This window comes from Cupriavidus ulmosensis (genome assembly GCF_977008105.1).
Window position 1 is genome coordinate 301,358 of record NZ_CDRMWP010000001.1, and the last position, 20,313, is coordinate 321,670.

The 20,313-nt window shown below is 71.0% G+C and carries 16 protein-coding genes; 6 read left to right on the plus strand and 10 right to left on the minus strand.

The window, feature by feature from the left end; translation table 11 throughout:
• Positions 1-17 precede the first annotated feature (17 nt).
• Positions 18-1,145 (plus strand): bifunctional nicotinamide-nucleotide adenylyltransferase/Nudix hydroxylase, encoded by a 1,128-nt coding sequence (locus ACWTPI_RS01355; protein WP_454730786.1) that lies wholly within the window; start codon positions 18-20, stop codon positions 1,143-1,145.
• Here the strand turns inward: ACWTPI_RS01355 and ACWTPI_RS01360 are convergent.
• The 3 genes from ACWTPI_RS01360 to ACWTPI_RS01370 form a co-directional block, all read right to left on the minus strand.
• Positions 1,139-3,721 (minus strand): branched-chain amino acid ABC transporter ATP-binding protein/permease, encoded by a 2,583-nt coding sequence (locus ACWTPI_RS01360; protein WP_454730787.1) that lies wholly within the window; start codon positions 3,719-3,721, stop codon positions 1,139-1,141. The genes ACWTPI_RS01355 and ACWTPI_RS01360 overlap by 7 nt on opposite strands.
• Positions 3,718-4,596 carry a branched-chain amino acid ABC transporter permease gene (locus ACWTPI_RS01365; protein WP_020205251.1) on the minus strand — a complete coding sequence of 293 codons (879 nt, stop codon included), beginning with the start codon at positions 4,594-4,596 and terminating at the stop codon, positions 3,718-3,720. The genes ACWTPI_RS01360 and ACWTPI_RS01365 overlap by 4 nt, the downstream gene beginning before the upstream one ends.
• Positions 4,597-4,669: 73 nt before the next feature.
• Complete coding sequence (locus tag ACWTPI_RS01370) at positions 4,670-5,845, minus strand: ABC transporter substrate-binding protein (RefSeq protein WP_020205252.1); 1,176 nt, start codon at positions 5,843-5,845, stop codon at positions 4,670-4,672.
• 293 nt (positions 5,846-6,138) lie between these two features.
• Here ACWTPI_RS01370 and ACWTPI_RS01375 point away from each other — a divergent pair, with 293 nt between their 5' ends.
• The 3 genes from ACWTPI_RS01375 to ACWTPI_RS01385 are packed head-to-tail and all read left to right on the plus strand — an operon-like array spanning position 6,139 to position 8,607.
• Positions 6,139-7,119 (plus strand): polysaccharide deacetylase family protein, encoded by a 981-nt coding sequence (locus ACWTPI_RS01375; RefSeq protein ID WP_454730788.1) that lies wholly within the window; start codon positions 6,139-6,141, stop codon positions 7,117-7,119.
• Positions 7,120-7,159: 40 nt separating this feature from the next.
• On the plus strand, positions 7,160-7,969 hold the full coding sequence (locus ACWTPI_RS01380; RefSeq protein ID WP_454730789.1) for a GntR family transcriptional regulator: 810 nt from the start codon (positions 7,160-7,162) through the stop codon (positions 7,967-7,969).
• Positions 7,970-7,971: 2 nt separating this feature from the next.
• The gene (locus tag ACWTPI_RS01385; protein ID WP_454730790.1) at positions 7,972-8,607 is read left to right on the plus strand and encodes a flavin reductase family protein; all 636 of its coding nucleotides are present in this window, start codon (positions 7,972-7,974) and stop codon (positions 8,605-8,607) included.
• Between the two features lie 127 nt (positions 8,608-8,734).
• Here the strand turns inward: ACWTPI_RS01385 and ACWTPI_RS01390 are convergent, their stop codons facing one another.
• The 7 genes from ACWTPI_RS01390 to urtA all read right to left on the minus strand — a co-directional run bounded on the left by ACWTPI_RS01390 (position 8,735) and on the right by urtA (position 15,740).
• A complete protein-coding gene (locus tag ACWTPI_RS01390; RefSeq protein WP_454730791.1) occupies positions 8,735-9,067 on the minus strand; it encodes an FmdB family zinc ribbon protein in 333 nt (110 codons plus the stop codon).
• Positions 9,068-9,137: 70 nt separating this feature from the next.
• Entirely contained in the window at positions 9,138-10,367 is a 1,230-nt protein-coding gene (gene fmdA / locus ACWTPI_RS01395) for a formamidase (protein ID WP_454730792.1), read from the minus strand.
• 56 nt (positions 10,368-10,423) lie between these two features.
• The gene (gene urtE, locus ACWTPI_RS01400; RefSeq protein ID WP_020204903.1) at positions 10,424-11,113 is read right to left on the minus strand and encodes an urea ABC transporter ATP-binding subunit UrtE; all 690 of its coding nucleotides are present in this window, start codon (positions 11,111-11,113) and stop codon (positions 10,424-10,426) included.
• Positions 11,114-11,142: 29 nt separating this feature from the next.
• Positions 11,143-11,886, minus strand: a complete 744-nt coding sequence (gene urtD, locus ACWTPI_RS01405; RefSeq protein ID WP_020204904.1) for an urea ABC transporter ATP-binding protein UrtD — start codon at positions 11,884-11,886, stop codon at positions 11,143-11,145.
• Between the two features lie 16 nt (positions 11,887-11,902).
• Positions 11,903-13,102 carry an urea ABC transporter permease subunit UrtC gene (gene urtC / locus ACWTPI_RS01410; RefSeq protein ID WP_454730793.1) on the minus strand — a complete coding sequence of 400 codons (1,200 nt, stop codon included), beginning with the start codon at positions 13,100-13,102 and terminating at the stop codon, positions 11,903-11,905.
• Positions 13,103-13,163: 61 nt separating this feature from the next.
• Positions 13,164-14,078, minus strand: coding sequence for an urea ABC transporter permease subunit UrtB (urtB, locus tag ACWTPI_RS01415; RefSeq protein WP_029044011.1), 915 nt, complete (start codon positions 14,076-14,078; stop codon positions 13,164-13,166).
• 438 nt (positions 14,079-14,516) lie between these two features.
• Positions 14,517-15,740 carry an urea ABC transporter substrate-binding protein gene (gene urtA, locus ACWTPI_RS01420; protein WP_052165975.1) on the minus strand — a complete coding sequence of 408 codons (1,224 nt, stop codon included), beginning with the start codon at positions 15,738-15,740 and terminating at the stop codon, positions 14,517-14,519.
• Positions 15,741-16,038: 298 nt separating this feature from the next.
• Here urtA and ACWTPI_RS01425 point away from each other — a divergent pair, with 298 nt between their 5' ends.
• Positions 16,039-19,392: a hybrid sensor histidine kinase/response regulator gene (locus ACWTPI_RS01425; RefSeq protein WP_454730794.1), complete on the plus strand. Its 3,354-nt coding sequence runs from the start codon at positions 16,039-16,041 to the stop codon at positions 19,390-19,392.
• Complete coding sequence (locus ACWTPI_RS01430; RefSeq protein ID WP_020423878.1) at positions 19,376-20,284, plus strand: response regulator transcription factor; 909 nt, start codon at positions 19,376-19,378, stop codon at positions 20,282-20,284. Before ACWTPI_RS01425 ends, ACWTPI_RS01430 begins: the two co-directional genes overlap by 17 nt.
• Positions 20,285-20,313: the final 29 nt, after the last annotated feature.

A 20,313-nucleotide genomic window follows, 5' to 3' on the forward strand; every position in this document is an offset into this window, starting at 1 on the left:
ACAGAGATGAAATACCGATGACCTCGCCCACGCCGGTGGCGGCACCCATGCAGCCGGAGCCGGCGCCATTCGACTACCTGGTCTACATCGGCCGCTTCGAGCCGTTCCACGACGGGCACTTCGCCATGCTGCGCCGGGCGCTGTCGCAGGCGCGCGCGGTGGTGGTGGTGCTCGGCTCGGCCGGCGGCGCGCGCACCGTGAAGAACCCGTTTACCGAAACCGAGCGCCGCCGCATGATCGAAGCCGCGGTGGCCGGCTGGGACGCCGCCCGCGTGGCCGACCTGCGCTTCGTCGCCGTGCGCGACTACTACCAGGGCCAGCGCTGGGCCGCCGCGGTGCGCGCCGCCGTGGGCGCGGCGCTCGAGGCGGAGGCCGGCGGCAAGCCCGCCGCGCGCGTCGGCCTGTTCGGCCATTTCAAGGATGCTTCCTCGGGGTATCTCAACGATTTTCCCGGCTGGCCGCTGGTGCCGCAGCCGAGCTTCGGCCAGCTCAACGCGGCCGACGTGCGCCGCCAGTGGTTCGCGCAGGCCGGCGCGCTCGACGGCGTGGCGCACGTGCTGCCGGCCCCGGTCGCGGCCTTCCTGCGCGAGTTCGCCGGCAGCGAGGCCTTCGCCGTGCTGCTGGCGGAGTACCGTTTTCTGGAAGACCATCGCCGCCGCTGGGCGGCCGCGCCGTATCCGCCGGTGTTCGTCACCGTCGATGCGGTGGTGCGCTGCCGCGGCCACGTGCTGCTGATCCGCCGCGGCGGCCAGCCCGGGCGCGGCGCGTGGGCGCTGCCGGGCGGCTTCCTCGACCAGCACGAGCGCGTGGCCGACGCGGTGCTGCGCGAGCTCGACGAGGAGACTCGCTTCGACCTGCCCAAGGCGGCGCTGCGGCAGGCGTGCCGCGGGCAGGCGCTGTTCGACCATCCCGAACGCAGCCAGCGCGGGCGCACGCTGACCCATGCGTTCTTCTTCGACCTCGCGCTCGACGCGCTGCCCGAGGTGGACGCCGCCGACGACGCGGCCGCGGTACGCTGGGTGCCGCAGCACGAACTGCTGGCGCGGGAAGGGCAGATGTTCGAGGACCACCTGCTGATCCTCGACCATTTCCTGCACCTGTTCGACGGGGCCGACGCGGCCGACGGCGAGCCGGCTTCTCAGTGACCGCCCAGATAGGCCTGCGCCAGCGCCGGATCGCGCGCGAGCCGGTCGGCCGGGCCGCTGGCCACCACGCGGCCTTCCTCCATCACGTAGCCGCGGTCGGCCAGCGCCAGCGCGAGCGCCGCCATCTGGTCCACCAGCAGGATGCTGATCGACGCCTCGCGCAACTGGTCCAGCGAATCGAACAGCTCGGCGATGACCTTGGGCGCCAGCCCCAGCGACGGTTCGTCCAGCAGCAGCACGCGCGGGCGCGACATCAGCGCGCGCGCGATCGCCAGCATCTGCTGCTCGCCGCCGGACAGCAGGCCGGCGCGCTGATGCTGGCGCTCGCGCAGGCGCGGGAAGCGGGCCATCATGGCCTCCACGCGCCTGACCATCTCCATGTGCGGCAGCGGGCCGGACGGAAACGCGCCGAGGCGCAGGTTGTCGAGCACCGACAGTTCCGGGAACACCTGCCGGCCTTCCGGCACCAGCACCACGCCCATCGCCGCGATCTGCTCGGCGTCGAGCCGGGCCAGGTCGGTGCCGTCGAAGGTGATGCCGCCCTGCACCGGCCGGTGCAGGCCCGACAGCGCGCGCATCAGCGTGGACTTGCCGGCGCCGTTGGCGCCGAGCAGCGCCACCATCTCGCCTTCGCGCACCTGCAGCGCCACGTCGTGCAGCACCGGCGCGGCGCCGTAGCCCGCGCATAGCGCGGACACGCCCAGCACTTCCGGCAACGCCTCGGAAGACGCCTTGCGCGCCCGCGCGCCGTCCTGCCCGGCCAGCGCGCCGGCCTCGCCCAGGTAGGCGCGCCGCACCTGCGGGTCGCCGCGGATGGCGGCCGGCGTGCCCGCGGCGAGGTGCTGGCCGGCGTCGATCACCACGATGCCGTCGGACACGTCCATCACCAGCGACATGTCGTGTTCCACCAGCCCCACCGCGATGCCGCTGGCGGCGATGCCGCGCAGCAGCGCGCCCAGGCGCGCCTTGTCCTCGCGCGACAGGCCGGCGGCCGGCTCGTCGAGCAGCAGCACCGCGGGGCGCGTGGCCAGCGCGCGGGCGATCTCCACCAGGCGCCGGTCGACGTGGGCGAGGTCGGCCGCGCCGGCGTCGGGGTCGCCGGCGTAGCCGCACGCGGCCAGCAGTGCCAGCGCCTGGCGCCGCACCGCCGGCGCGTTGAAGCCGGCGATGCCGAGCAGCGGCCCGAGGCGCCCGCGCCGCAGCGCGATGGCGACGTTGTCCACCGCGCTCATGCCGGCGAACAGCTGCGAGGTCTGGTAGGTGCGCGCGATGCCGTTGCGCGCGCTGTGGCACGCGCCGCGCGCGGGCAGCGCGGCCTCGCCCAGGCTGCGGCCGCCGGCGCGCGGCCGGTAGTAGCCGGACAGCATGTTGAGCACGGTCGACTTGCCCGCGCCGTTGGGGCCGATCAGGCTGGTCACGGCGCCGGCCGGCAGGTCGAAGGACAGGTCGTCGACCGCGCGCACGCCGCCGAACACCATCGACAGGCCGCGCGCGGCCAGCCCGCGCCGCGCCTCGGTGGGCAACTGCGGCAGCCCGGCGGCCGCGCCCTCGCGCGGCGCGGCGCGCGGCCCGCGCGCGCGCTGCCACAGCCGTGCCAGCAGGCCGGCCATGCCGCCCGGCGCCACCCACAGCACCAGCAACAGCAGGCCGCCGAAGAACAGCAGGCGCAGGTTCTCCAGGCTCGACAGCAGCTCGGGCAGCACGCCCACCACCACCGCGCCCAGCACCGGCCCGGCCACCGTGCCGGCGCCGCCGATCATCACCACCAGCACGAACAGGATCGACTGCAGGAACGAGAACATGCCCGGCGTGACCATGCCCTGCAGCGGCGCGAACAGGCCGCCGGCCAGCCCCGCCAGCGCGGCCGAGATGGCGAACGCCACGGTCTTGACCACCAGCGGGTCGATGCCGACCGAGGCCGCCGCGGTCTCGCTGTCGCGCACCGCGCGCATGGCCGCGCCCCACGGCCCGCGCGCGATGCGCGCATAGGCCGCCAGCGCGAGCCCCAGCACCACCAGCGCGATCAGCGCCAGCGCGCGCTCGCCGCCGTCCACGCCGGGCAGCGCCGGCTGGGCGATGCCCATCAGGCCGTTCTGCCCGCCGGTCAGCGCGCGCCATTCCACCGCGCCGTGCTCGACGATGAAGCCGAAGGCGATCGTCACCATCGCCAGCCCGGGCCCCTTCACGCGCAGCGCCGGCAGCGCCAGCAGCGCGCCGGTGGCCGCCGCCAGCAGCGCGCCCACGGGCCACGCCGCCCAGAAGCTCCAGCCGGCCTGCCCGGTCAGCACCGCCACCGCGTAGGCGCCGATCGCATAGAAACCCACGTGGCCGAACGAGACCTGCCCGGTCAGCCCGAGCAGCAGGTTCAGGCCCACGCCGCAGATCGCCAGCATGGCGACCCCGGCGATGACGAAGACGAAGTAACCGTTGACCAGCAGCGCCGCGGCGCCGGCGGCCGCCAGCGCGAGCGCCATCGCGCCGACCTGCAGCGGCGTGCCGAGGCCCAGCAGCGGCGCTTTCGGCGCGTCGGCGGCGGGCGTTGCCCGCGGCGCGGATGCCAGAGTGGAATCGTTCATACCTTGCGCACCTCCGCGCGCCCGAACAGGCCGTCAGGCCGCATGGCCAGCAGCACGATCACCAGCGTGAAGGTGATGATCTGGGTGTAGCCCGAGCCGAGCGACGCCGTCACCAGCGCCTCGGCCACGCCGAAGATCAGCCCCGCCACCATCACGCCCCAGGCGCTGCCCAGCCCGCCGAGGATGGCCACCGCGAAGGCCTTGAGGCCGAACACGGTGCCCATGTCGGACTGCACGTTGAACAGCGGCGCGATCAGCACGCCGGCAATGCCGGCCAGCAGCGTGGACAGCGCGAACGACGCCGCCACCAGGCGCCGGATCGGGATGCCCATCAGGCGCGCGGCGTCGCGGTTCTGCACCACCGCCAGCATCGCCACGCCCCAGCGCGAGCGGCGCAGCGCGAGATGCAGCACGCCCGCCAGCGCCAGCCCGATCACCGGGATCAGCAACTGCAGCGGGTAGACGCCCACGCCGGTGTCGCCAAGCTGCATCGAGGATGCCGCCAGCGGCGAGGGCAGGCTGCGCGGCTCGGTGCCGAAGGTCAGCATCACCACGTTGTCGAGCACGATGCCCAGCGCCACCGTGGCCATCAGCCACGCATTGGAGCCGCGGCTGGCGAACGGGCGCACCGCCAGGAACTCCACCGCCAGCCCGTACAGCGCGCACAGCGCCAGCGCCAGCAGCACCGCCAGCGGCATCGGCCAGCCCAGCGTCTGCGCGAAGGTGTAGGCCAGCACCGCGCCGAGCATCATCGAGCTGCCCTGCGCGAAGTTGACCGTGGCCGAGACCGCGTAGGTGATGTGGAAGCCCAGTGCCATCAGCCCGTACATGCTGCCCAGGCCGAGGCCGCTGATGAGGGCGGAGATCCATAACATGGTGAGTCCTTGTGGTGCCTTTCTCTTTCTATGCGGATGTAGTTCGGGGGGCGCCCGCAATGACGCTCCCGCCTTACTTCGCCACCGGCACGATCCGGTTGTCGACGAACTGCGCCCACACGTAGTCGTTTTCGCTCAGCGCGTCATGCACTTCCGGCGTGAACGGCTTGACGTAGGTCTTGATCAGACCCTCGTAGCGGTCGATCTTGTAGAAGCCCTCGCGCACCGCGTCGCCCTTGGTGGAGCCGGCGCGCGCGATGGCCAGCGCGGCCAGCTGCGTGGCGTCGTAGGCGTTGGCCACGCCGACCGCCGGCGTGATGTCGTCCGGGCCCTTGATGTCGCTGTACTTGGCCTTGAGCTCGGCGACCACGCGCGTGCTGACCGGCGTGGGCGTGCCGAAGAAGCTGTAGGTCTGCACGAAGTGGACGTTCCTGGCATTGGCGCCGGCCAGCTCGGTGAAGCGCCCGCCGGCCGGGCCCCAGTGCGAGACCACCGGCACCTTCCAGCCCATGCGGTCGAGCGACTTCACCACCTGCGCCGACGGCCCCACGTTGCCGACCATGAACAGCACGTCGGCGCCGGCGGCCTTGAGGCGGCCGAGCTGCGGCACCACGTCGACGTCGTTGGCCTCGAACTTCTCCACGCCGGCCGGCTTCATGCCCTTGGCCGCGAGCGCGGCGACGATGCCCTTCTCGTTCGATTCGCCCCACGGGTTGTTGACCAGGATCAGGCCGGGCTTGCTGGCGTTGAAGCTCTTCTGCGCGTACTGCAGCATGGCCTTGTCGACCACCTCGTCCACCGCCGAGACGCGGAAGGCGTAGTTGGGATTGGCGCCGTTGCGCGTGATCGGCGTGCCGGCCGCCCACGGTCCCATGAACGGCACCTTCTCCTGGTTGGCGATCGGCACGATGGCCATCGACACCGGCGTGTCGAGTCCGCCGAACAGCACCGCGACCTTCTCCTTGTAGATCAGCTCGCGCGCGGCCAGCACGCCCTTGGCGGGGTTGCCTTCGTCGTCGCGGCGCACCAGCTCCAGCTTGCGCCCGCCCAGCAGGCCGCCCTTGGCGTTGATCTCGTCGATGGCGATGGTCATGCCGCGCGTGAGCGCCTCGCCGGCGCGCGCCGACTGGCCGGACAGGGCCGTGACCAGCCCGATCTTGATGGTGTCGGCCGCGAGCGCGGGCAGGGCGGGCAAGGCGCAGGCGGCGGCGATGGCGGCCAGCACGGCGCGGCGAGAGACGGTGGTCATGGCAGTTCTCCGGAAATGGGAAAAAGCAGGGGCAGGCGAGGATGGGAATGGGCTACGGGCACTGCCGCTCGCAAGACGCATGCCATCCGTCGGCGAAACGGGGTGAAACCCCGCGACGACGCGGAATTCGATACGTAGACGATATGGCCTGCTTTTTGCGAACGATTCTGCAAAGAAGTTGCATACGATCAACGCAGCCCGTCCCTGCACGATGTCGGTGCCCGGCGCCCTGAGCGGTGGCGGGGCTGCACCGAAGCGGCGCCAGGGCGGGCACGACGCGAGACCACCGGACCATGACGCAAGACCTGCTTTCCCCCGCCGCCGAGGCGCCGGCCGGCGCCGAGCCTGGCCACGAGTTCGGACCGCTGCGCACGCACGGCCGCTTCCCGTACCGGCCCATCACCGACACCGACGACTACCGCTGGCCCGGCGGCGCGCGGCTGGCGGTCTACCTCGGCTTCAACATCGAGCACTTCGCCTTCGGCGAGGGGCTGGGCGCCAACCTCGGCCCGGTCTCGCCGCAGCCGGACGTGCTCAACTACAGTTGGCGCGAGTACGGCAACCGCGTGGGCGTGTGGCGCTGTCTGGAGTTGTTCGACGAACTGGCGCTGCCGGCCGGCGTCATCATCAACACCGCGCTCTACGACCACTGCCCCGAAGTGGTGGACGCCTTCCTCGCGCGCGGCGACGAGCTGATCGGCCACGGCCACACCAACGCGCGCCGCCAGAGCGAGCTCGACGAAGCCGGCGAGCGCGCGCTGCTGCGCCATTGCCGCGCGCGCATCGCCGCGCACGCGGGCACGGCGCCGTCGGGCTGGCTGTCGCCGTGGATCGCCGAGACCGCGCGCACGCCCGACCTGCTGGCCGAGGCCGGCTACCGCTACACGCTCAACTGGTGCCACGACGACCGCCCGGTGCGCATGGATACGCGCGCCGGCCCGCTGTGGGCGATTCCCTATCCGCAGGAGCTCAACGACATCCCGATGATCGTGGGCCGCCAGATGGACGGCCGCGCCTTCGCCGACATGATCGTCGACCAGTTCGACGAGATGCTGGCGCAGGCGGACCACCCGCTGCACCCGCAGCCGCTGGTGATGGGCATCGCGCTGCATCCCTACCTGGTCGGCCAGCCCTACCGGCTGCGCCACCTGCGCCGCGCGCTGGCGCACATCGCCGCGCGCGCGGCGCAGGGCGGCGTGTGGCTGGCCACGCCGGGCGCGATCTGCGACCACCTCGAACAGGTGGCGCCGCTGCCCGTCACCGCTTCGCGCTAACATCATGCGCTCGAACGCTAACCTGTCCCCGGCCGACGTCATGCCCCGCACCGCATCGCCCCGCACCGCCAGACCGGCAGGCGCGCCGCCCAAGGCCGCGCGCAAGCGCGCCGCCACCACCGGTTCCATTGCCGATCCCGTCGCAGATTCCACCATCGATCCCGCCGGCGCGGCCGCGCCGGATGCCGACACGCGCATCTACCAGTCCATCTTCGACGGCGTGCTCAACCACCGCCTCACGCCCGGCACCAAGCTGCCCGAGCCCGAGCTGTGCCAGTTGTTCGGCGTGGGCCGCGCGGTGGTGCGGCGCGTGCTGGAAAAGCTCGCGCACGACGGCATCGTCGAGCTGCGCCCCAACAAGGGCGCGGTCATCGCCGAGCCCACGCCGGCCGAGACCAGCCAGATCTTCGAGGCGCGCCGCGCGCTGGAGCGCGTGCTGGTGGAACTGGCGGTGGCGCGCGTCACCGACGCCGACCTGCGCGCGCTGCGCGCCCAGCTCGCCGCCGAGCACGAAGCCATGCACCGCTTCGACCAGCCCTCGTGGGCGCGGCTGGCGAGCGGCTTCCACCTGCGCATCGCGGCGCTGGCGCGCAACCCGGTGCTGCAGCGCTACCTGACCGAGCTGGTGTCGCGCTGCTCGCTGATCGTGGGCCTGTACGAGCCGCCCGGCCACGCGCCGTGCGAGCACGACGAGCACGCCGCCATCGTCGACTGCATCGAGCGGCGCGACGCCGCCGGCGCGGTGCAGCGCATGGAAGCGCACCTGCGCGAGCTGGAACAGCGCATCGAGACCTCGCGCATGCAGGGCGAGAAAAGCCTGGCGCAACTGCTCGGCCTGAGCAAGGAGTAAGCATGGAAGTCGATTTCGAAGCGATCACCGAGTACCAGCGCTACAAGCTGATGGCCAGCCTGATCGTGCCGCGCCCGATCGCGCTGGTGACGACGCTGTCCGCGGACGGCACCGTCAATGCCGCGCCGTTCTCCATGTTCAACATGCTGGGCGAGGAGCCGCCCATCGTGATGATCAGCGTGAACCGCATGCAGGACGGCGCGCTCAAGGACACCGCCGTCAACATCGCGCGCAGCCGCGAGTTCGTGGTGCACCTGAGCGACGAAGCGATGGCGCAGAAGATGCACGACTGCGGCGAGCGCCTGCCGCCCGACCAGAGCGAGCTGGCGCGCGTGGGCCTCACGCCGCTGCCCTCCAGCGCGGTGGCGCCGCCGCGCATCGCCGAGGCGCCGGTGGCGTTCGAATGCACGCTGTGGGAAACGCTGGAAACCACCAGCCGCCAGATCTTCATCGGCCGCGTGCTGCGCCTGCACGCGCGCGACGGCCTGATCGACACCGAGACCTGGCGCGTGCGCCTGCAGGACTATTTCCCGGTGGGCCGCTTCGGCGCGAGCTTCTACGTGACCACGCGCGACCGGTTCTCGCTGGACACGGAGGCAGGGGTGGCTACGGCGAGTACGGCGGTGGACGAGATGTGAAGGTGCGCCGGGGGCGCCCAGTCCGCGCTTGCCATGCGTGAATGCATAGACTGGACCAACCGAACTTAGTTTAGTTGGGCGTACCATGCCCGGTCCCGTGCGCCTCGTGCGCTAGCGTGCCTCCCGCCTAATGGCTGATCATCCAGGGCCGCCCGTTCGGGTTGCCCTTCGGCGCGCCAGCCGGCGCGCCGGCCAGCTTCACCTTGCCCCCGCCCGAGCAGCACCCGCAGCCCGCGCCGTGCCCGCGCCCGGACTCCTTCGGCGCGTGCGCGCTGCGTTCGTTGATGGCGTGCGCGCGGCGCGACGCGGCCGGCATGCCGGCCAGCGACGGCGCGGCGACCAGCGCGCGCTCGGCGAAGCTGCCGCAGGACGGGCAGGCGCAGGGGTCGTCGCGGCGCGACATGGGCCGCAGCGCGGCGAAGTCGCCGCAGTCGCGGCAACGGTAGTCGTAGGTCGGCATGCGGTGGCCTCCGGTCTGGTTTGCGGGCGCGGCCCGCGCGCGACGGCGCGCGCGGGCCGCGCTGGTTCGCTCAAACGTCCTGCGAGATCGGCAGGTCCACGTCGCCCTTGATGTGCTTGACGGGGCCGTCCGCGCTCGGGCGGATGTCGAAGTCGAAGATCTGCGTGGGCAGCCACAGCGTGGCGCAGGCGTTGGGGATGTCCACCACGCCGCTGATGTGGCCCTGCACCGGCGCCGTGCCGAGGATGGAGTAGGCCTGCGCGGGCGAGTAGCCGAACTTGGTCATGTACTCGATGGCGTTGAGGCAGGCCTGGCGGTAGGCTACGTGCACGTCGAGGTAGTGCTGCTGGCCGGCCTCGTCCACCGAGATGCCTTCGAAGATCAGGTAGTCGTTGTAGTGCGGCGTGATCGGGCTGGGCTTGAAGATCGGGTTCTTGATGCCGTACTTGGCCATGCCGCCCTTGATCAGCGACACGCGCATGTGCACCCAGCCGGCCATCTCGATGGCGCCGCAGAAGGTGATTTCGCCGTCGCCCTGCGAGAAGTGCAGGTCGCCCACCGACAGGCCGGCGCCGTCCACGTAGACCGGGAAGTACACCTTGGCGCCGCGCGACAGGTCCTTGATGTCGCAGTTGCCGCCGTGCTCGCGCGGCGGCACGGTGCGCGCGCCGTGCGCGGCGGCCTGGTCGCGCGCGTCGCCCTGCAGGCGGCCCATGTGCGCGGTGGCGGCGAAGGGCGGGTTGGCCAGCGGCGGCACGCGCGCCGGCTCGGTGGCGATGAAGTCCAGCTCGCGCTTGTTCCAGGTCTCCAGCATGGCCTTGTCGGGCAGGCAGCCGATCAGGCCCGGGTGGATCAGCCCGGCGAAGTTGACGCCCGGGATGTGGCGCGACGAGGTGTAGAGGCCGTGGAAATCCCAGATCGATTTCTGCGCGAGCGGAAAGCGGTCGGTCAGGAAGCCGCCGCCGTTCTGCTTCGAGAAGAAGCCGTTGAAGCCCCACTGGCTTTCGGCCTTGGCGCCGATGTCGAGCAGGTCCACCACCAGCAGGTCGCCGGGCTCGGCGCCTTCCACGCCGACCGGGCCGGACAGGAAGTGCACGATCGACAGGTCGATGTCGCGCACGTCGTCGGCCGAGTCGTTGTTCTTGATGAAGCCGCCGGTCCAGTCGTAGGTCTCCAGGATGAAATCGTCGCCGGGCTTGACCCAGCAGGCCATCGGGATGTCCGGGTGCCAGCGGTTGTGGACGTCGGGGTTCTCGTACGGGGATTGGGCCAGGTCGACCTTGATCAGGGTGTCCGTCATGACATGCCTCCAGTGTTGGCGTGAGGGGATGGGGTCGGAAAGCGTAGGAAAGGTGTCTACACCGACAGCAGCTGCCGGATGTGCTCGACGTCGGTGCTGTCGCGCTGGGTCTCGTGCACGAAGCGCCCGCCTTCGATCACCAGCAGGCGGTCGGCCACGTCGAGCGCGAAGCTGAGCACCTGCTCGGAGAAGACGATGGTGATGTCGCGCGTGCGGCGGATCTCCAGCAGCGCGCGCGCGATGTCCTTGATGATGGAAGGCTGGATGCCCTCGGTGGGCTCGTCGAGCAGCAGCACCTTGGGGTTGGCCACCAGCGCGCGCGCGATGGCGAGCTGCTGCTGCTGGCCGCCGGACAGGTTGCCGCCCTTGCGCCGGCGCATGTCGAACAGCACCGGGAACATGGCGAAGATCTCCTCGGGGATGCGGCGCGTCCTGCCCTGCTCCATGCCGGTGAGGATGTTCTCCTCCACGGTCAGGTGCGAGAAGATCATGCGCCCCTGCGGCACGTAGGCCAGCCCCGCGCGCACGCGGCGGTAGCTTTCGTCGTTGGCCACGTCGCGGCCGTCCACGCAGACCTGCCCCGAGCGCACCGGCAGCATGCCGATCATGGCCTTGAACAGCGTGGTCTTGCCCATGCCGTTGCGGCCCATGATGGCCACCGTCTCGCCCTGCGCGGCGGCGAACGACACGCCGTGCAGCGCCTCGCTCTGGCCGTAGTTCACGACCACGTTGTCGACTGTGAGCATGCTGGTTTCCTCCGGTAAAGTGGCCAGCATCAGTGGCCGAGATAGACGTCGATCACGCGCGGATCGTTCTGCACCTGCTCCATCGAGCCTTCCGCGAGGATCTTGCCCTGGTGCATCACCGTGACCTTGTCGGCGATGCGCTTGACGAAATCCATGTCGTGCTCGATCACGATCACCGCGCGCCCGCGGCTGATGCGCTTGAGCAGCTCGGCGGTCTGCTCGCGCTCGCGCACGCTCATGCCGGCGATGGGCTCGTCGAGCATCAGCAACTGCGGCTCCTGCATCAGCAGCATGCCGATCTCCAGCCACTGCTTCTGCCCGTGCGAGAGCTGCGCGGCCTCGCGCCCGAGCGCGTCGCCCAGGCCGATCTCGGCGGCCACGTCGGCCACGCGCTGGCGCACCTCGGGCGTGGTGCGGAACATCAGCGCGCCGAACACGCCGCGCCCGCGCGGGAACGACACCGCGAGGTTCTGGAACACGCTGAGGTTTTCGTAGATGGAGGGCGTCTGGAACTTGCGGCCCACGCCGGCGCGCACGATGCGGTACTCGGCCAGTCCGGTCATCTCGCGGTTGGCGAACTTGATGCTGCCGCCGGTGGCGCGCGTCTTGCCGCAGATCAGGTCGAGCAGCGTGGTCTTGCCGGCGCCGTTGGGGCCGATGATCACGCGCAGCTCGTCGCGGTCCACGTAGAGCGTGAGGTTGTCGATGGCGCGGAAGCCGTCGAAGGAAACGGTCAGGTCCTCCACCGCCAGCATGAAATCGGTATTGCTCATGGCGTCTTCCTCGCGTTCAGGCGCGCTGCTGCGCGCCGGCTTCGGTGGTCCCGGCGTCGCCGGCGGCGGCCGGCGATGCCGGTGTGGCGGCGTGGTCGCGGCGCGCCATGTACTTGCGGTAGAGGCCGGCCAGCCCGTCGGGGAAGGCCACCACCACGCCGATGAACAGCGCCGCCATCAGGAACAGCCACAGGTCCGGGAAGCTCTCGGAGAAATACGTCTTGCCGAAGTTGACCAGCAGCGTGCCCCACACCGCGCCCACCAGGCTCATGCGCCCGCCCACCGCGGCGAAGATCACCATCTCGATGGACGGCACGATGCCGACGAACGACGGCGACATGAAGCCCACCTGCAGCGTGAACAGCGCGCCGCCCACCGCCGACAGCGCCGCGGCCAGGCAGAACACGAAGACCTTGAACATGGCCACGTCGTAGCCGGAGAAGCGCACCCGGTCTTCCTTGTCGCGCATGGCCAGCAGCAGCACGCCGAGCTTGCTGCGCTGGATCCAGCGGCACAGCGCGATGGCGCCGAACAGCAGCGCCACGTTGGCGAAGTACAGCGCCACCTTGGCGCCGTCGCCGCGGATGTCCCAGCCCAGCATGGTCTTGAGGTCGGTGATGCCGTTGACGCCGCCGGTGTAGCCCTGCTGGCCGATGATCAGCACCGACAGGATCAGCGCTACGGCCTGCGTGATGATGGCGAAGTAGACCCCGCCCACGCGCCGGCGGAACATGGCGAAGCTCACCACGAAGGCCAGCGCCACCGGCACCGCGATCACGCCGGCCAGCGCGAACGGCAGGTGGCGGAACGGCTCCCACCACCACGGCAGCGCGGTGATCTGGTTCCAGTCCATGAAGTCGGGGATGCCGGGCGTGGACTGGATCGCGGTGCTCTTGGGGTCGGACGCCTCGAGCTTGAGGAACATCGCCATCGCATAGCCGCCGAGGCCGAAGAACACGCCCTGGCCGAGGCTGAGCACGCCGCCGTAGCCCCACAGCATGACCAGCCCGACGGCGACGAAGGCGTAGCTGAGGTACTTGCCGACCAGGTTGAGGCGGAACACGTCGAGCGCCAGCGGCATGATGACCACCAGCACCAGCGCCAGCAGCAGGTAGCCCGAGAGCTCGCTGCGCAGCAGGCGCAGCGGCAGGGACGGGCGGCGCGGCGCCGGCGCGGCGGCGGAGGACGGAGAAGAGGAAGGGGCGGAGGGAGACATCACAAGCTCCTGGGGCGGTCCGGTTCGAGTCGGTGCGGTTCGGTGGAAGGGCGGTGGTGCGTCAGCGCCGCACCGCCGGCGCGAACAGGCCTTGCGGGCGGATCATCAGGATGGTCACGATCAGCAGCAGCGTCAGCACGCGCGCCATCGAGCCGGTCAGGAAGAACTCGCTGATCGACTGCGCCTGCGCGATGCCGAAGGCCGAGGCCACGGTGCCGAGCAGGCTGGCCGCGCCGCCGAAGGTCACCACCAGGAACGAGTCGACGATGTACAGCGAGCCGCTGGTGGGCCCGGTCGAGCCGATCGTGGTGAAGGCCGCGCCGGCCACGCCGGCGATGCCGCAGCCGATGGCGAAGGTGAGGCGGTCGGTGCGGCGCGTGTTGATGCCGGCGGCGTTGGCCATCGGCCGGTTCAGCGTGGTGGCGCGCACGCGCAACCCCCAGCGCGAGCGGTACAGCGCCAGCCACACCATGCCGGTGACGAACAGCGTGAGCGCCATCACGAACAGGCCGTTGATGGGAATGTCGAGGCCCGCGGCCGGTGCCCACGAGCCCATCAGCCACTCCGGCAGCGTGGGGCTGACCTCCTTGGGGCCGAAGGTGGAGCGGAAGGTCTGCTGCATGCCCAGCGACAGGCCCCAGGTGGCCAGCAGCGTGTCGAGCGGGCGGCGGTAGAGATGGCGGATCAGCGCCCACTCGGCCACCCAGCCCGCGCAGAACGCCAGCACGAAGGCCGCGCCGATCGCCAGCGGGAAATAGAACGGCATCCACGACGGCGCCAGGCGCTCGGTCAGCGTGGAAGCGAGGAAGATGGTGTAGGCGCCGATCGTCATGAACTCGCCGTGGGCCATGTTGATCACGCCCATCTGCCCGAAGATGATGGCCAGGCCCAGCGCCATCAGCAGCAGCACCGAGAACAGGCTCAGGCCGGCAAAGCCCTGCATCAGGCCGATGTTCAGCATGTCGGTTAGATTCATGTCGCGCTCGCCAAGGAAAGAATGCAGAGAAGACGCCGGACGAAGGCGTCGGTTATCGGTTTTCGGGGCGCAGAACAAGCGAAGCCGATGGTCTTGTCCCGCGCGGCAGCATTGGCCGGCCTCCGCCCTCTCCCCCGGCCCCTCTCCCGCGGGCGGGAGAGGGGAGAACCCCCCCCCCGGGCGATTGACGAAGCCGGCGAACGGGCCCACACCAGCGAGAGCTGGCCCAGGCAAGGTGTTCCCCTCTCCCCTCACGGGGAGAGGGCCGGGGAGAGGGGCGGTTTAGCTGGGAGCCACATCAAGCGGGGCCAGCGGTGTTGTCCAGCGCAGAGGCGAGAAACGAAGCCGCCGGTTTTTTCCAGCACGGCGGCATCCGCCAGCGCCGGCCCTCTCCCCCGACCCCTCTCCCGCAAGCGGGAGAGGGGAGCCAACCAGGCTTTACTGATACCCCTTCGGAAACGGATTCGGCGGGATCAGCTGCGGCGACTCGGCCACCACCTTGAACTGTCCGTCGAGCTGGGCCAGGCCCACGCGCGTCTTGCTCCACAGGTGGTGGTTGGGGTCGACCTTGACGAAGCCTTCCGGCGCGGTCTTCAGCTCGATGCCGGGCGAGGCGGCCACCACCTTGTCGATGTCGAAGCTGCCGGCCTTCTCCACCGCGGCCTTCCACAGCCACGGGCCGAGGTAGGCGGCCTGGGTCACGTCGCCGATCACCGACTTGGCGCCGTACTTGGCCTTGAAGGCTTCCACGAAGGCCTTGTTGTTGGGGTTGTCGAGCGACTGGAAGTACTTCATGGCCGCGTAGAAGCCGGCGATGTTCTCGCCGCCGATGCCCAGCACTTCGTCCTCGGTGACGGAGATGGTCAGCAGGAACTGCTTGTCGGCGGTGATGCCGGCGGCCTTGAGCTGCTTGTAGAAGGCCACGTTGGAGCCGCCCACCACGATGGCGTAGATGCAGTCCGGCTTGGCCACCTTGATCTTGTTGATGAGCGAGTTGAAGTTGGTGTGGCCCAGCGGGTAGTACTCCTCGCCCACCACCTTGAGCTTGAGGAAGTTCTCGATGTGCTTGCGCGCGATCTTGTTCGAGGTGCGCGGCCAGATGTAGTCCGAGCCGATCAGGAAGAAGCTCTTGGCGTTCTTCTGCTTGGCCGCCCAGTCCAGGCCCCAGATGATCTGCTGGGTGGCTTCCTGGCCGGTGTAGATGACGTTCTTGGACTGCTCCAGCCCTTCGTAGAAGGTCGGGTAGTAGAGCAGGCCGTTCTCCTTCTCGAAGATCGGCAGCACGGCCTTGCGCGAGGCCGAGGTCCAGCAGCCGAACACGGCCGCCACGCGGTCGTTGACCAGCAGCTTCTTGGACTTCTCGGCGAAGGTCGGCCAGTCGGAGGCGCCGTCTTCCTTGATGACCTTGATCTTGCGCCCGAGGATGCCGCCGGCCGCGTTGATCTGGTCGATGGCGAGCTGCTCGGCCTGGATCGAGCCGGTCTCGGAGATGGCCATCGTGCCGGTGGCGGAATGGAGCTGGCCGACCGTGACCTCGGTATCGGTGACGGCCAGCTTGGTGGTGTTGGCCACCGCCGTGGGCACCGCCGCGCGCGCCTGCATGCTCAGGCCGGACAGGCCCGCCAGCGACAGCGCCGGCAGCGAGGCCAGGCCCTGCATCATGCGCCGGCGCTGCGGCGAGATGGTGGCGCCGTCTTCGGTTTGCTGCGGTGGGAGGGACCCGTTCTTTGCTTTGTCACGCATGATCGACGCTCCTTGGAGGCGTGGTTGGATGGCGATGGAAGGCGGTGATTGACCCTGCGGCTGGATCATGGTGCAGCGCAACGCACGCTTCCATACGTCATTCGACGTACCCGCCTGCGCATGCTCGGCAGCGGCGCCGGCACGGCACAGCTCTTGCATCAGCGCAGCGCGGCCCACGCCCGGCCCGCGTCCGCACCGTCCGGAGTCATCCACCCTCATGCCCACCGCCAGCCAGCCCGTACAGCGCATCAGCAAGATCCGGCGCGACTACAACCGCTGGGTTGCCGACGAGACCCTGGAGGACTACGCGCTGCGTTTTGCACCAAGGACGTTCCGCAAGTGGAGCGCCTTCCGCGTGGCCAATACCGCTTTTGGTGCAGTGGCTTTCCTGGCGCTCGAAGCCATCGGCGCGGCCATCACGCTCAGCTACGGCTTCACCAACGCGATGTGGGCCATCGGCGTGGTCAGCCTGGCGATCTTCCTGACCGGCCTGCCGATCTCCTACTACGCCGCCCGCCACGGCCTGGACATGGACCTGCTGGCGCGCGGCGCCGGCTTCGGCTACCTGGGCTCGACCGTCACCTCGCTGATCTACGCCAGCTTCACCTTCATCTTCTTCGCGCTCGAGGCGGCCATCATGGCGCAGGCGTTCGAGCTGCTGTTCGGGCTGCCGCGCTCGTTCGGCTACCTGCTCTCGGCGCTGGTGGTGATCCCGCTGGTCACGCACGGCGTGACGCTGATCTCGCGCTTCCAGCTGTGGACGCAGCCGCTGTGGCTGCTGCTGCTGGCGCTGCCCTACGCGGCGATCGCGTGGCGCGAGCCGGGCCTGTACGCCGACTTCCTCTCGTTCAACGGCCGCCTGGCCGAGGGCGACGGCTTCTCGTGGCATGCGTTCGGCGCCGCCGCCACCGTGACCGCCGCGCTGATCGCGCAGATCGGCGAGCAGGTCGACTTCCTGCGCTTCATGCCCGAGCTGACGCGGCGCAACCGGCTGCGCTGGTGGAGCGCGCTGATCGCCGCCGGCCCGGGCTGGATCCTGCTGGGCGCGGCCAAGATGGCGGGCGGCGCGTTCCTCGCGTTCGTGGCGCTGCAGGCCGAGGTGCCGATCTCGCACGCGCTCGAGCCCACGCAGATGTACCTGGCCGGCTTCGCGCGCGCGCTCGGCGGCGCCGGCCCGGCGTGGCTGGCGGTGGCGCTGACCGGGCTGTTCGTGCTGCTGTCGCAGACCAAGATCAACATCACCAACGCCTACGCCGGCTCGCTGGCGTGGTCCAACGTGTTCGCGCGGCTCACGCACAGCCACCCGGGGCGCGTGGTGTGGCTGGGCTTCAACGTGCTGATCGCGGTGATGCTGATGGCGATGGGGGTGTTCGAGGCGCTCGAGCAGGTGCTGGCGCTGTACGCGCACCTCGCGGTGGCGTGGGTCGGGGCCATCGTCGGCGACCTCGTCATCAGCAAGCCGCTGGGGCTGTCGCCGCGCACCATCGAGTTCCGCCGCGCCTACCTGTTCGACATCAACCCGGCCGGCTTCGGCGCCATGATGCTGGCCTCGGCGCTGTCGATGCTGGTGCACCTGGGCGCGTTCGGCGAAACGCTGCGGCCGGCCTCGATCGGCGTGGGGCTGGCGCTGGCCATCGCGTTCCCGCCGCTGATCGCGTTCGCCACCCACAGCCGCTACTACATCGCGCGCGTGCCGGTGGATTTCGGCCCGCGCCACAAGCGCGTGCGCTGCACGATCTGCCGCAACCCGTTCGAGGTGGAGGACGTGGCCGCGTGCCCGGCCTACCGCGGCCCGATCTGCTCGCTGTGCTGCACGCTCGACGCGCGCTGCGGCGACCGCTGCAAGCCCGGCGCCAGCGCGCAGGAGCAGATCGCCACGGCGCTGGCGCGCGTGCTGCCGGCCGGCACGCCGCCGGTGATGGCGCGCCGCATCGGCCAGTTCTGCCTGGTGCTGGCGGGCATGGTGTTCGCGTTCGGCACGCTGCTGTGGCTGCTCTACACGCAGGAGCAGTTGTCCGGCTCGCTGTACGCGGCCATGCAGCCGCGCACCGGCCTGTTCGTCAAGATCTTCGCCGGGCTGCTGCTGTTCGCCGCGGTGGCGGCGTGGTGGCTGGTGCTGGCCAACGAGAGCCGCGCGGTGGCGCAGGAAGAGTCGGAGCGGCAGAACATGCTGCTGCAGAAGGAAATCGACGCGCACCGCCACACCGACGCGCTGCTGCAGGGCGCCAAGGAAGCCGCCGAGAAGGCCAACCTCGCCAAGAGCCGCTTCATCACCGGCATGAGCCACGAGATGCGCGCCGGCCTGAACTCCATCCTCGGCTACTCGCAGCTGCTGCTGCGCGCGCCGCAGCTGCCGGGCGCGCTGCGCGAGGACGTGCGCACCATCGGCCGCGCCGGCGAGCATCTCTCCAGCCTGGTCGACGGGCTGCTGGAGCTGTCGCGCATCGAGGCCGGCAAGCTGCGCCTGGCGCAGGAAGCGGTGGCGCTGGAGGGCCTGTTCGACGAACTGGTGCGCATGTTCCGCCCGCTGGCCGCGGCGCGCGGGCTGGCGTTCCACTACCGCGTGGAGGGCGCGCTGCCCACGCACGTGCACGGCGACCCCAAGCGGCTGCGCCAGATCGTCATCAATCTGGTCAGCAACGCCATCAAGTTCACCGAGCAGGGCGCCGTCACGCTGTCGGTGCGGCACCAGCGCGAGCTGGCCACCATCGTGGTGAGCGACACCGGCCCCGGCATCGACGCGGCCGACCAGGCGCGCATCTTCGACCCGTTCGAGCGCGCCGGCGGCCACGATGACCGCGAGGGCATCGGCCTGGGGCTGGCCATCGTGCGGCTGCTGGCCGACCTGATGGGCGGCGAGATCCGCGTGCGCAGCGCGCCCGGCGCCGGCAGCGAGTTCGCGGTGCGGCTGTACCTGCCGGCGGTGACGGCGCCGCTGGCGCGCCGCGCCGCCGCGCCGGACAGCCCGCTGCCGGCCAACGCGCGCGTGCTGGTGGTGGACGACCGCGCCGCGCACCGCGCCGTGCTGCTCGGCTTCCTGGCGCCGCTCGGCCTGGCCGTGCGCGAGGCCGGCGAGGGCGCCGCGGTGCTGCCGGCGGTGCAGCGCTGGCAGCCGCAGCTGGTGCTGCTCGACCTCAACCTGCCGGACGCCTCGGGCTGGGACCTGTGCCGCATGCTGCGCGCGCTGCCGCAGCCGCCGCTGGTGGTGATCGTGTCCGCCAACGCGCACGAGAACACCGAGGAGGCGCGCGCCACGCACGGCTATTTCGCTTTCGTCAGCAAGCCGGTGCGCGAGGCCGAGCTGATCGAGGTGGTGCGGCGCGCGCTGGCGGCCGCCAGCGCCACCGCTTCATCGGCGCCGCCCCCGGCGCCGCCCGCCGACCTGCTGCGCGAGCTGCTGCTGCTCGGCGCCACCGGGCGCCAGCGCGCGCTCGAGGCGCAACTGGCGGAGCTGGCCGAAGGCGCCGACGCCAGCGCGCCGTGGGCCGCCCGCATGCTGGCGCTGGCGCGCAGCAATGCCGACGCATTCAACCATTCCCTAGGCGAGGCGCTCCATGAATCCCGCTCCTGACCTGCAGACCCGCGTGCTGGTGGTGGACGACAACGCCGACGCGCGCGGCTTCATCGCGCGCGCGCTCGGCGGCGAGGCGATGGCCGTGCACGCCGCCCACAGCGGCGACGCCGCGCTTGCCGCGCTGGCCTTCTTCGAGCCCGACGCGGTGCTGCTCGACGTGGACATGCCCGGCATGGACGGCTTCGCCACCTGCGCCGCGCTGGTCGACCGCCATGCCGACCTGCCGGTGATCTTCATGACGGGCCTGGGCGAGACCGGCCACATCGTGCGCGGCTTCGAGGTCGGCGGCTGCGACTACGTGACCAAGCCGGTGGCGATCGCCGAGGTGGTGGCGCGCGTGCGCTCGCACGCCGCCAAGGCGCGCCTGGCGCGCAGCGCGCGCGCGGCCGTGCTGGGCAGCGCGGTGCCGATGCTGGCCGCCGGCGCGGGCGGGCAACTGATGTGGATGAACGACAGCGCCGCGGCGCTGCTGCGCGCGCAGGGCCTGGCCGCGGTGCCGCCGGGGCAATTGCTGCCGGCGCCGCTGGCCTCGGCGCTGGAGTCGCTGCGCGACGATGCCGGCCCGCAGTGCGCGCGCCTGGGCGCGCTGCAGCTGCGCCGGCTGACCGGCGTGAGCGCGGGCGTGACGGTGGTGGAGCTGGCGGCTTATGCCGCGCAGGCCGCCGGGGAGGGCGGCGTGGCTGGTGTGGCCGGTTCTGCCACCGAGCTGACGCCGCGCGAGGCGGAGGTGATGGTGTGGGTGGCGCGCGGCAAAACCAACCGCGACGTCGCCGAGATCCTCGGCATGAGCCCGCGCACGGTCAACAAGCATCTCGAGCACATCTACGAGAAGCTTGGCGTGGAGACGCGCACCGCGGCGGTGGCGGCGGCGCAGCGCGGCATGGCCTAGGCCGGCCGCGCCGGCGGCGCGATGCAGTG

What these genes read in the sequence shown, in the direction of transcription:
- ACWTPI_RS01430 (WP_020423878.1), top strand. Translation starts at nt 19,376, where the DNA reads ATGAATCCCGCTCCTGACCTGCAGACCCGCGTGCTGGTGGTGGACGAC.
- urtC (WP_454730793.1), bottom strand. Translation starts at nt 13,102, where the DNA reads ATGTCTCCCTCCGCCCCTTCCTCTTCTCCGTCCTCCGCCGCCGCGCCG.
- ACWTPI_RS01380 (WP_454730789.1), top strand. Translation starts at nt 7,160, where the DNA reads ATGCCCCGCACCGCATCGCCCCGCACCGCCAGACCGGCAGGCGCGCCG.
- ACWTPI_RS01375 (WP_454730788.1), top strand. Translation starts at nt 6,139, where the DNA reads ATGACGCAAGACCTGCTTTCCCCCGCCGCCGAGGCGCCGGCCGGCGCC.
- ACWTPI_RS01360 (WP_454730787.1), bottom strand. Translation starts at nt 3,721, where the DNA reads ATGAACGATTCCACTCTGGCATCCGCGCCGCGGGCAACGCCCGCCGCC.
- ACWTPI_RS01385 (WP_454730790.1), top strand. Translation starts at nt 7,972, where the DNA reads ATGGAAGTCGATTTCGAAGCGATCACCGAGTACCAGCGCTACAAGCTG.
- ACWTPI_RS01370 (WP_020205252.1), bottom strand. Translation starts at nt 5,845, where the DNA reads ATGACCACCGTCTCTCGCCGCGCCGTGCTGGCCGCCATCGCCGCCGCC.
- ACWTPI_RS01355 (WP_454730786.1), top strand. Translation starts at nt 18, where the DNA reads ATGACCTCGCCCACGCCGGTGGCGGCACCCATGCAGCCGGAGCCGGCG.
- urtE (WP_020204903.1), bottom strand. Translation starts at nt 11,113, where the DNA reads ATGCTCACAGTCGACAACGTGGTCGTGAACTACGGCCAGAGCGAGGCG.
- ACWTPI_RS01425 (WP_454730794.1), top strand. Translation starts at nt 16,039, where the DNA reads ATGCCCACCGCCAGCCAGCCCGTACAGCGCATCAGCAAGATCCGGCGC.
- ACWTPI_RS01390 (WP_454730791.1), bottom strand. Translation starts at nt 9,067, where the DNA reads ATGCCGACCTACGACTACCGTTGCCGCGACTGCGGCGACTTCGCCGCG.
- urtB (WP_029044011.1), bottom strand. Translation starts at nt 14,078, where the DNA reads ATGAATCTAACCGACATGCTGAACATCGGCCTGATGCAGGGCTTTGCC.
- ACWTPI_RS01365 (WP_020205251.1), bottom strand. Translation starts at nt 4,596, where the DNA reads ATGTTATGGATCTCCGCCCTCATCAGCGGCCTCGGCCTGGGCAGCATG.
- urtD (WP_020204904.1), bottom strand. Translation starts at nt 11,886, where the DNA reads ATGAGCAATACCGATTTCATGCTGGCGGTGGAGGACCTGACCGTTTCC.
- fmdA (WP_454730792.1), bottom strand. Translation starts at nt 10,367, where the DNA reads ATGACGGACACCCTGATCAAGGTCGACCTGGCCCAATCCCCGTACGAG.
- urtA (WP_052165975.1), bottom strand. Translation starts at nt 15,740, where the DNA reads ATGATGCAGGGCCTGGCCTCGCTGCCGGCGCTGTCGCTGGCGGGCCTG.